Raw genomic sequence first — 10,887 nt, forward strand, 5'->3', positions numbered from 1 at the left:
GAAAAGGGCGGCCCTGAAGGCCGCCCCTTTGAACGAGAGGAACCGAGCTTACTGCTGCTTCTGCTCGACGAGGTTGCCCTTGTCGTCCAGGCGCTCGATCTTGGCGTTCTTGCGCAGACCCATGATCAGATCCTGCTGCGCCTTGCGGGCCAGGTAGGTCTCGACCTGGTCCTTGGTCTCCTCGAAGGTCGGGGCCGGCTTGGTGCGCTTCTCCTCGACCTTGATCACGTGCCAGCCGAACTGGCTCTTCACCGGATCGGAGATCTGGCCGGGCTCGAGCTTGAAGGCGGCCTCGGCGAAGGGCTCGACCATGCGATCCTTGGTGAAGAAGCCGAGATCGCCGCCGTCGGTCTTGGATCCGGGGTCCTTCGAGACCTCGCCGGCCACCTTGGCGAAGTCCTCGCCGCCCTTCACACGGACCGCGATCTTCTTGGCCTCGTCCTCGTTCTCGACAAGGATGTGGCGGGCGCGGACCTCCTGTTCGGCCGGGACGCTCTTGACGGTCTCGTCGTAGAGCTTGCGCGCGGCTTCCGGGGTGACAGCCTTCTTGGCCTCCTGGTCGAGATACTCGTCGAGCAGGGTCTTGTCGCGACTATAGGCGAGCTTGCGGGCAAATTCGGCGCCGCTGCCGACCTTGGCGGCCTCGGCCGCCTTGGCACCGAGCTTCAGGTCGATCATGTAGCCGGTCAGGAGATCACGCTTCTGGGCTTCCGGAACGTTCGGCATCTGCAGGGCCGGATCCTCGGCCGCCAGGGCAAGGTCCCCTTCCGTGATCTCGACGCCGTTGACGCGGGCGATGACCTTGGACGGCTCCACGGCCGGCACGGCGGCCGGGGAGGTAGCGGGCGCGGGAGGAGTCTGGGCGAGGGCGGCCCCGGCCAGGAACGGCAGGGCGACCCCGAGGGTCAGGAGGCTCTTCCGAACGTTGAGTGAGCGAGACATGTGGTTTCCTCTGGTGAGCGTGATCGCCCACGGACAGCGACGATCAGATGGCTGAATGTGTTTACGTTTGCAAGAGATGGCATATTTATGTCACAGCATCGCCGCTCGCGGGGTCTTGAACGGGTCCTCCGGGCCGGCTTGGAGCTGCCCTGGGGCTGCGCCACTAAAGGCGCAGTCTTTAAGATGCGCTCCGGCGTAATTAGGTCTATAAGGCGGCGCAAACGCCCCTTTCTCCTGCATTCTGGAATTTCGAAGGCTCTCGATGTTCGGTTCTCTCGCGAAGAAAATCTTCGGCTCGGTCAATGATCGCCGTCTGAAGTCCTACCGGCCGAAGGTAGCGGCCATCAACGCGATGGAGGCCGAGCTGGAGGCCCTGTCCGACGAGCAGCTCCGTGCCCGCACCGAGGACTTCAAGGCCCAGCTCGCCGCCGGCAAGACCCTGGACGACATCCTGGTCCCGGCCTTCGCGACGGTCCGCGAGGCCGCCAAGCGCACCCTGGGGCAGCGCCACTTCGACGTTCAGCTCATCGGCGGCATGGTGCTCCACGAGGGCTCGATCGCCGAAATGCGCACCGGCGAGGGCAAGACCCTGGTGGCGACCCTGCCGGTCTATCTCAACGCGCTCGCCGGCAAGGGCGTCCACGTGGTGACGGTCAACGACTATCTCGCCCGTCGCGACTCCGAGTGGATGGGCCAGATCTACCGGTTCCTAGGGCTGTCCGTCGGCGTGATCGTTCACGGGCTCGACGATTCGGAGCGCGCCGAGGCCTATGCGGCCGACATCACCTACGGCACCAACAACGAATACGGCTTCGACTACCTGCGCGACAACATGAAGTACGAGATGGCGCAGATGGTCCAGCGGGGCCACAACTTCGCCATCGTGGACGAGGTGGACTCGATCCTGGTCGACGAGGCGCGGACGCCGCTCATCATCTCCGGTCCCCTCGACGACAGGTCCGAGCTCTACAATGCGATCGACGTGGTGATCCCACGCCTTACCAAGAGCGATTACGAGCTCGACGAGAAGCAGCGTTCCGTAGCGCTCACCGAAGCGGGCACCGAGAAGATCGAAGCGCTGCTGCGGGAGATCGGCCTGCTCAAGGAGGGCGACCTCTACGACGCCCAGAACGCGACCCTCGTTCACCACATGAACCAGGCGCTGCGCGCCCACACCTTGTTCCAGCGCGACAAGGATTACATCGTCCGCAACGGCGAGGTGGTGATCATCGACGAGTTCACCGGCCGCATGATGCAGGGCCGGCGCTACTCGGAAGGCCTGCACCAGGCGCTCGAGGCCAAGGAGAAGGTCCAGGTCCAGCCCGAGAACCAGACCCTGGCCTCCATCACGTTCCAGAACTACTTCCGCCTCTACGACAAACTCGGCGGCATGACCGGCACGGCTGCCACGGAAGCCGATGAGTTCCTGGAGATCTACAACCTCGAGGTGGTCGAGATCCCGACCAACCGTCCCGTCTCCCGCGTGGACGACGACGACGAGGTCTACCGGACCATGGAGGAGCGTTACCAGGCGGTCATCCGCGACATCGAGGAATCCTCCGCCAAGGGCCAGCCGATCCTGGTCGGCACCACGTCGATCGAAAAGTCCGAGCATCTGGCCGAGATGCTGATCAAGGACGGCTATACCCTCATCGACTTCGAGAACCCGCAGGCCCTCGAGCCGCTCTATCGCGACGCGCGGGCAGGCCGCGGCACCAAGCACTTCGCCGTCCTGAACGCCCGCTTCCACGAGCAGGAGGCCTTCATCGTCGCCCAGGCCGGCGTGCCGGGTGCGATCACGATCGCCACCAACATGGCCGGCCGCGGCACCGACATCCAGCTCGGCGGCAATGCCAAGATGCGCATCGAGCGCGAGCTCGCCGGCGTCGAGGGCGAGGACCGCGCCCGCCGCGAGAAGGAGATCCTGAACGAGGTGGCGGCCTTCAAGGAGAAGGCCCTCGCGGCCGGCGGCCTCTACGTGCTCGGCACCGAGCGTCACGAGTCCCGCCGCATCGATAACCAGCTGCGCGGCCGTTCCGGCCGTCAGGGCGATCCGGGGCGCTCCAAGTTCTACCTGTCGCTCCAGGACGATCTGATGCGCATCTTCGGCTCCGACCGCATGGACGGCATGCTGCAGAAGCTCGGTCTGAAGGAGGGCGAGGCCATCATCCATCCGTGGATCAACAAGGCCATCGAGCGCGCTCAGGCGAAGGTCGAGGCGCGCAACTTCGACATCCGCAAGAACATCCTGAAATACGACAACGTTATGAACGACCAGCGCAAGGTCGTCTTCGAGCAGCGCAAGGAGTTCATGGCGGAAGAGAGCGTGCGCGAAACCATCGACGACATGCGCCACGGCGTCATCGAGGACATCGTCTCCCGGGCCATCCCGGAAAACGCCTATGCCGAGCAATGGGACGTCGAGGGGCTGAAGCAGAACGTCGCCAACTTCCTCAACCTCGATCTGCCGGTCGAGGAATGGGCGAAGGAGGAGGGCATCGCCGACGACGAGATCCGCGAGCGTATCACCAAGGCGGCCGACGAGGCCTATGCCCAGCGCATCGAGGCCAATACGTCCGAGGTGATGAACTACGTGGAGAAGCAGGTTCTGCTTCAGAGCCTGGACCATCTCTGGCGCGAGCACCTCGTGACCCTCGATCACCTGCGTCAGGTCATCGGGTGGCGCGGCCTAGCCCAGCGCGATCCGCTGAACGAATACAAGTCCGAGGCCTTCGAGCTGTTCAACGCCCTGATCGGCCACCTGCGCGAGCAGGTGACGGGCCAGCTCATGCGCATCCAGGTGGTGTTCCAGCAGCCGGAGCCGCAGGAACTCCCGCCCATGTTCGCCCAGCATCTCGATCCAGCCACCGGGGAGAACGAGTTCGATCTCGCCCAGGGCAACGCTCTCGGAGCCGCCCCGGCCCTCGGCTTCGCGGCTGCGGCCGCTGGAATGGAGCCTGCTTCGTCCCGCGACCCGAACGACCCCTCCACCTGGGGCCGGGTCAGCCGCAACGAGCCCTGCCCCTGCGGTTCGGGCAAGAAGTTCAAGCATTGCCACGGTCAGTTCGTGGCCTAAGACCGCAGAACTCCCACCATCGAAAGCCCGGCCGTCGCGCCGGGCTTTTTGCTGCGCCGACGGTTTAGAGCGCGGTCGCCGCAATACCTCCGTTGCGCCAGAGGATCTCCGGAGCCGCAAGGGGTAAGATACGGTCAGCCAAGGTTTCGCAGCTCTGGGCGGCGTCCGGCCGGATTGCGGCATGACGGCCCACGAGAGAACCAAGGGAGAGGGCCATGTCCCATATCGGAAGCTGTTTCTGCGGCGCTGTCCAACTGGAGGTCAGCGGATCCCCGGAGGCCATGGGCTATTGTCATTGCCAGTCTTGCCGTTCCTGGTCCGGCGGGCCGGTGAATGCGTTCAGCCTGTGGAAGCCCGAGGCCGTGCAGGTCACGTCCGGCGCCGAGCACCTCGCGACCTATCAGAAGACCAAGTTCAGCCAGCGGCAATATTGCTCGAAATGCGGCGGGCACCTGATGAGCAACCACCCGACGCTCGGCCTCGTCGACGTGTTCGCGGCGACCATTCCCACCCTCAATTTCATTCCAGCCGTCCACTTCAACTATGCGGAGACGGTGCTGCCCATGCGAGACGGCTTGCCAAAGCTGAAGGATTTCCCAGCCGAGGCGGGAGGCTCCGGCGAGATGATGGCCGAGTGACCCTCGGGGCGCCCGTCGTCGCGGACCCTCGGGAATGATCGCCGCTCCAGGTCAAAGGCTGGCGCCGGCGTGCGGCACCTCTCTAAAGCTCCTGACCGGTCACGGCCATCGGCGCATGCGGTTCAGGGGCGATGTCATCCCAGAGGCTTTCGCTGGTATCGCAGTCGGCCCTCGGAACAACGCCCGCGGGCTCGATCGATGCGGCGGTGTCGGACGGGGCGGCGATCTCGGTGATGATCTTGGTTCGGGTCTCGGTCAGAAACTGTCTGCGTTCACGGATCGGGATCATGAAGGCATTCGGGCCGCCGACCACGCAGTCGCGGTAATAGGCATCCAGGGTTACGTCGTCCCGACGGTCGGGATGCCTCAGCATGATGGGAAGGCCGTTGATCGTCACGCCGCGGGCCACCGCCCTGTCGCGCGCTTCGGTGACCAGGGGGCCCTGATTGTTCGCGCCGTCGCCCGAGATGTCGATGACGCGCCGCGACGACCGGAAGGACGCTGAGGAGAGGAGACCCAGGCTGAAATCGATGGCTTCCGCAATGGAGGTTCCGGCCCCCCGGCGGATCGGCGCGCGAGCCAGCCGGTCGGCGAAGGAGAGGCTGTCCTTCGCGTCGTCCAGAACGGTCCAGGGCACGACCACATGCTGAACATGCGGATGGGCTCCGGCCCATTCGACGTACGTGACCGCAATGCGCCCCAGCACGCCCCCATGGATGGCCTGATGCACCGAGGGCGAGCGGAAGGCTTCCACATAGCCCTGCCGCTGCAGGTCCTGCTCGTCCGGGTCCATGGAGGTGGAGACGTCGACGGCCAGCACGAGGGCGAGATCGACCTCGTCGGGCGGCCGCTGCCAAGCCGGAGCGAGGGTCAGGAGTCCCGCCACAAGAGCGGGAAGAAGCCATGGAGCCTCGGGATACCGCATCGCGATCTCCCTCAGAAGATCTTCGGTCTCCTCAGATCTCCCGATGTTACGTCAGCTTTCCTTGCGGCGATAGGTCTCGTGGCAGCCGCCGCAGTTCTGGCCGACCCGCTGGACCGCCGCCTGCAGGCTGGCCTGGTCAGTGATCGATCCCTGAGCCGCTGTGGCGTCCTGTTGAAGCTTGGCCGCATGGGAGTCGAAATCCGCCTTGCGCTCCCAGATGACGGGAAGCGCCGCGGTCTTGCCCTGATGCGAGCCCGGAGGGAACAGGGCCGGAATCTGCTGGGCGTTCTGGGCAATCCGCTGAAGGGCGGCCTGGGCGGTGGCGGCGTTGAACGGAGTCTGCCCCCGGGCCATGCCGGTGAGCGCGCGCACCTGCTCCTGGTTGTTCTTCATCAGGTTCTGGCGCTGGCTGATCGGATCGCCTGACTGGGCCAGCACCCCGATCCCACCCGGGATCACCATGCAGAGTGCGGCGATGACGGTCTTTCGCATGACGATCATCCTTTCTCCCCCTGGGCAGGATGTCCTCTTCCGCCCGAAGGAACCATAGGGAAATGAGGATTAGAGCCGGCTTTTCAGCGGAGATTTCCGCGAGCGGCCCCCTGACATTTCGCCCGATCGCGAACCCTCGCAGACCGGCGCGCGCCGTGCCATAAGGCCGCCGCAACTCCTCCAGGCTTTTAGGACCCATGATTCGCGTCGAGAATGTCAGCAAGCAGAACAGCCACAGGATCCTCTTCATCGAGGCCTCCGGAACCCTTCAGAAAGGGGAAAAGATCGGCCTGGTGGGGCCCAACGGCGCGGGCAAGACGACGCTCTTCCGGATGATCAACAGGGAAGAGCAGCCCGATGAGGGCCAGGTCTCGGTCGATCGCGGCATCACCATCGGGTATTTCAGCCAGGATGTCGGCGAGATGGCCGGCCGCAGTGCCGTGGCCGAGGTCATGGAGGGCGCCGGTCCGGTGAGCGCCGTAGCGGCCGAACTGCGGGAACTCGAAGCCGCCATGGTGGACCCGGACAGGGCGGACGACCTCGAGGCGGTCATCGAGCGTTACGGCGAGGTGCAGGCGCGCTACGAAGAACTGGACGGCTATTCCCTCGAGGGCCGGGCGCGCGAGGTTCTGGCCGGACTGGGTTTCAGCCAGGAGATGATGGACGGCGACGTGGGCGCCCTGTCGGGCGGCTGGAAAATGCGCGTCGCACTCGGGCGCATTTTGCTGATGCGCCCGGACGTCATGCTCCTCGACGAGCCCAGCAACCACCTGGATCTCGAGAGCCTGATCTGGCTGGAGGAATTCCTGAAGGGCTACGAGGGCGCGCTGCTCATGACCTCGCACGACCGCGCCTTCATGAACCGCATCGTCAACAAGATCATGGAAATAGACGGCGGTTCGCTGACGACCTATTCCGGAGACTACGAGTTCTACGAGCAGCAGCGGGCGATGAACGAGAAGCAGCAGCAGGCGCAGTTCGAGCGTCAGCAGGCCATGCTCGCCAAGGAGATCAAGTTCATCGAGCGCTTCAAGGCGCGTGCCTCGCACGCTGCCCAGGTGCAGAGCCGCGTCAAGAAGCTCGAGAAGATCGACCGGGTGGAGCCGCCCAAGCGCCGCCAGGCGGTGGCGTTCGACTTCCTGCCAGCGCCGCGTTCAGGCGACGACGTGGTCAGCCTGAAGGGCGTGCACAAGCGCTATGGTAGCCGCAGCATCTACGAGGGGCTGGACTTCGCGGTGCGCCGCAAGGAGCGCTGGTGCGTGATGGGCGTGAACGGCGCCGGCAAGTCGACCCTGTTGAAGCTGGTGGCAGGCTCCGCCGCCCCCGACGACGGGTCGGTCACCGTCGGGGCGAGCGTGAAGATGGGCTATTTCGCCCAGCACGCCATGGAGGTGCTCGAGGGCGACCGCACAGTGTTCGAGTTCCTGGAGGATTCGTTCCCGCAGGCCGGGCAGGGCTCGCTGCGCACGCTGGCCGGCTGCTTCGGCTTCTCCGGCGACGACGCGGAGAAGAAGTGCCGCGTCCTCTCGGGCGGAGAGAAGGCTAGGCTGGTCATGGCCAAGATGCTCTACGATCCGCCGAACTTCCTGGTGCTCGACGAGCCGACCAACCATCTCGACATGGCCACGAAGGAGATGCTGATCGACGCCCTATCCAAATATGAGGGCACCATGCTGTTCGTCTCGCACGACCGCCACTTCCTGGCCGCCCTGTCCAACCGGGTTCTCGAGCTGACCCCGGAGGGCATCCACCAGTATGGCGGCGGCTATACCGAATACGTGGCGCGCACCGGCCAGGAGGCTCCGGGCCTGCGGCATTGAGCGGTCGATCCCCGAAGGCATCGAGACGGAAGCCCGGCCACCGCGCCGGGCTTTTCGCTGCTCGGGACACCGCCTTCCGAAAGCGGGAGCGCGACGTCAGCTTGAGGCAAGCATCATGGCCGATAAGGCAGGGACCACAACAACGATTTTTGAAGAAAGGTCTGTCAAAGGACCTTCTTCGCAACCCTTTCTCATTTCGGGCCGAAACATCATGGCATTGAATACGTCCCTTCCGGTGCTCATCGTCGACGATTACCAGACGATGCTGCGCATCATCCGCAACCTCCTGAAGCAGATCGGCTTCAACGACGTCGATGAAGCCAAGGACGGCTCGGAGGCCTTGGGCAAGCTCAAGGAGAAGAAATACGGGCTCGTGATCTCCGACTGGAACATGGCGCCGATGACCGGCTTCGAGCTGCTCCAGAAGGTCCGCGCCGACGCGGATCTGAACGCACTTCCCTTCATCATGATCACCGCCGAGGCCAAGACCGAGAACGTCGTGGCGGCCAAGCAGGCCGGCGTCAACAACTACATCGTGAAGCCCTTCAACGCGGAAACCCTGCGCTCGAAGATCGCCGCCGTGCTGGGCGAGTAGCCGCCATGCGTCTTCCGCCACCTGTCTCTTTCGACCCATTGAGCCTGGATCTTCTGGCTCAGTCCCGCGAGAGCATCGCTGCCCGGCGGCATGCGGAACTCATGCGGGGCATGGCGGCCATTCATGCGGCGCTCGAGCCGAACAGCGGAGCGTCGAAGGCTCTCCTGGACCAGATCCGGACCGACCTGCGCGAAGCGCTCAGGCTCAAGGAGGAACTCGACGCCATCACCGAGTCGATACAGCGCACGAAACGGGAGATCGCAACCTTGCATTCCCGCAGCCCGGGCGGCCAGGTGACCAGCGTCACCGACGAACTGGGAGCGGTCGTGTCCGGCACGGAAGCGGCCACCAACAGCATCCTGGCGGCCGCCGAGGAGATCGACGAGATCAACGGAACGCTGTCCGCGCGCCTGTCCGGTGAGGACGCCGCCATGGCCCAGCGGATCTCCGACAGGGTCATCACGATCTTCGAGGCCTGCAATTTCCAGGACATTACCGGACAGCGCATCAGCAAGGTCGTCGGCTCGATGAAATTCATCGAGGAGCGCGTGACCCAGATGGCGCATATCTGGGGCGGCCTGGAGAGCTTCAACGACGTGGAAGCCTTCAAGATGCCGGACCGCGAAGGGGACGAGGCTCTGCTGAACGGGCCTGCCCTCGAGGGCGATCCGACACGCACGTCCCAGGACGCGATCGACGCCCTGTTCGGGTGATCGCCCTGCGCGGCGAACAGCTCAAGAGCCCGGCCCTTCGCCGGGCTTTTTGCTGCCCGTCATTGCCGCACGAGGGTGAGATCGGTCGTCGCCCGGACGGGTCCATTCTCGCCGATCCGGTCCGTGACGACGATCCTGAAGCGACCAGGGTCGAGGCTGGCGACGCGCATCTGGGCCGTCGTGTCGCCGTAGAGGGGCCTCGGCCATTCGATCGCTAGATCGAAGTCCGTACCCACCTGCCGGCCCCTGAGTTGGGCGGTTCCGACCCGCGACCCCGTATAGGTGCCGGTGACCTGGCCGGACCGGGGGTCCCAGGACAGGCGGGCGCTGACTGATCGCGCGATCAGCAGGTAGGCCCGGCACGTGCCCTGGAGCGCAAGGCTCGTGGCGCCCTGCTGCTGGATCGCAAAGCTGCAGCTGACCTGATGGGAGGAGGCGTCAGGCCCCTCCAGGATGGTTCCTGTGCCCCAGAAGGAGCCTGCGTAGCGCTCGGCGACCGCCGGGGCGGCGCCTGCGCTGCCGGCTGCGACCCAAAGCGAGAGAACTGCGCCACGAGAGAGCTCTTGCGCGAGGCGGTGCATGAATGTCTCCTTTGAGGCCACGAGGCGGGGTCCGCACCACGGTGCCGATCCGACAGGATGGGGGAGATATGGGGCGGGCCCGCAAAGCCGCCGAGTGGCTTGCGCGGCCATGACGAGCCCGACCCGGGAGCGGCGTCCAGGCCGAGCCGTCACCTTGGTGCTGAGAGAGGTTCGGTGTGGCGATGCCGACGGGGTGCGGGAGCATGGCAGGACCTCTCCTCGGAAAGCCCGGCAGATGCGGAAAAGTTTCCGGTCCGTGAGATCGCCCAACAAAAAGACCCGCCAGTGAGGCGGGCCTTGCGATTCTTGGTGCCTGGAGCGCTCAGTTCGCAGCGGCTAGGTTGACCTTTTCGGAGCCTTGAGCCCGCTTCTGGGGCATGGCCTTCGTGGCCGGAGCCGCCTTGGCGGGAGCAGGTGCAACCTGGACCGTCTCGGCCACGGGCTGCGACGCCGACGTGCCGAACAGGTCGGCCACGCCGCCGAGCATCTTCTTGTAGAAGGGCGTCTCCTGCGAGGAGGCCGCCGCCACGGCCACCGGAGCGGTCTGCTGGGTGACGGCCTGACGGGTTTCCGGCTGCGAGGCGGGAACCTCCTTCAGGGACGCGAAGGCGAGCGCAGTCGACGGGGCGTCGATCTTCTCGCGGCCGCTGTCGTCGAGGGCGATCTGCCGCGGGCCGGACGAGATGCCTTCCGTGCGGCTCACGAATCCGAGCTTGGTGTCGGACACGCCTGACGCATTGGCGAGGGCCTCGCGGAAGGATTCGTGCGTGTCGCCGTCATTGTAGACGAGCCTGATCGGCTTCTCGCCCTTGGCGATCAGATCGGCCACCTCCTGCTCGTCGTGGCGCTGTTTCTGCGTCACGGCCGCGACGGTGCTCTCATCGGCGTTGAAGAGGTAGCGCCGGTTGGCGACCGCCACGCGCAGCTCCTCCTTGGAGATATCGAAGGTGTCAGAGCCTTCCTTCAGGTTCTTCCAGAAGCCGATGTTCGGGTCGAGGCGATGCTTGGCCAGATTCTCGGCCGTCATCCGGAACGGATAAGACTGGAACTGGAAGCCGCGCTGACCGGCGCTGAGCGCCTCGCGGGCGATCGCATAGATCTCGGC

9 protein-coding genes and 1 pseudogene are annotated in these 10,887 nt (G+C 65.2%); 5 read left to right on the forward strand and 5 right to left on the reverse strand.

The features are described from left to right. Positions 1-48: 48 nt before the first annotated feature. Positions 49-942, reverse strand: coding sequence for a peptidylprolyl isomerase (locus KBI52_RS20565; protein ID WP_210811105.1), 894 nt, complete (start codon positions 940-942; stop codon positions 49-51). A gap of 262 nt (positions 943-1,204) precedes the next feature. On the opposite strand from KBI52_RS20565, the gene secA reads away from it, so the two are divergent. Together secA and KBI52_RS20575 are read left to right on the forward strand one after the other, a co-directional pair. Beyond that, positions 1,205-4,018, forward strand: a complete 2,814-nt coding sequence (gene secA, locus KBI52_RS20570) for a preprotein translocase subunit SecA (protein WP_210811106.1) — start codon at positions 1,205-1,207, stop codon at positions 4,016-4,018. A gap of 215 nt (positions 4,019-4,233) precedes the next feature. Beyond that, positions 4,234-4,656 (forward strand): GFA family protein, encoded by a 423-nt coding sequence (locus tag KBI52_RS20575; RefSeq protein WP_210811108.1) that lies wholly within the window; start codon positions 4,234-4,236, stop codon positions 4,654-4,656. Positions 4,657-4,738: 82 nt separating this feature from the next. Here the strand turns inward: KBI52_RS20575 and KBI52_RS20580 are convergent, their stop codons facing one another. Together KBI52_RS20580 and KBI52_RS20585 are read right to left on the reverse strand one after the other, a co-directional pair. Beyond that, on the reverse strand, positions 4,739-5,581 hold the full coding sequence (locus KBI52_RS20580; protein WP_210811112.1) for a DUF1194 domain-containing protein: 843 nt from the start codon (positions 5,579-5,581) through the stop codon (positions 4,739-4,741). Between the two features lie 51 nt (positions 5,582-5,632). Further along, positions 5,633-6,073 (reverse strand): cytochrome c, encoded by a 441-nt coding sequence (locus KBI52_RS20585; protein WP_210811116.1) that lies wholly within the window; start codon positions 6,071-6,073, stop codon positions 5,633-5,635. A 197-nt stretch (positions 6,074-6,270) separates the two neighbouring features. On the opposite strand from KBI52_RS20585, the gene abc-f reads away from it, so the two are divergent. From abc-f to KBI52_RS20600, 3 genes are all read left to right on the forward strand, one after another. Then, positions 6,271-7,893 carry a ribosomal protection-like ABC-F family protein gene (abc-f, locus tag KBI52_RS20590; RefSeq protein WP_173949938.1) on the forward strand — a complete coding sequence of 541 codons (1,623 nt, stop codon included), beginning with the start codon at positions 6,271-6,273 and terminating at the stop codon, positions 7,891-7,893. Between the two features lie 211 nt (positions 7,894-8,104). Next, entirely contained in the window at positions 8,105-8,488 is a 384-nt protein-coding gene (locus tag KBI52_RS20595; RefSeq protein WP_173949939.1) for a response regulator, read from the forward strand. A gap of 5 nt (positions 8,489-8,493) precedes the next feature. Beyond that, on the forward strand, positions 8,494-9,201 hold the full coding sequence (locus KBI52_RS20600; RefSeq protein ID WP_210811121.1) for a protein phosphatase CheZ: 708 nt from the start codon (positions 8,494-8,496) through the stop codon (positions 9,199-9,201). Positions 9,202-9,260: 59 nt separating this feature from the next. Here KBI52_RS20600 and KBI52_RS20605 read toward each other — a convergent pair whose 3' ends face one another. Both KBI52_RS20605 and KBI52_RS20610 read right to left on the reverse strand, forming a co-directional pair. Then, positions 9,261-9,782 carry a hypothetical protein gene (locus KBI52_RS20605; RefSeq protein WP_173949941.1) on the reverse strand — a complete coding sequence of 174 codons (522 nt, stop codon included), beginning with the start codon at positions 9,780-9,782 and terminating at the stop codon, positions 9,261-9,263. Positions 9,783-10,104: 322 nt separating this feature from the next. Continuing rightward, positions 10,105-10,887, reverse strand: a pseudogene (locus KBI52_RS20610) (hypothetical protein); the annotation flags it as partial.

The organism is Microvirga sp. HBU67558, from assembly GCF_018069605.1.
GTDB lineage: Bacteria > Pseudomonadota > Alphaproteobacteria > Rhizobiales > Beijerinckiaceae > Microvirga > Microvirga terrae.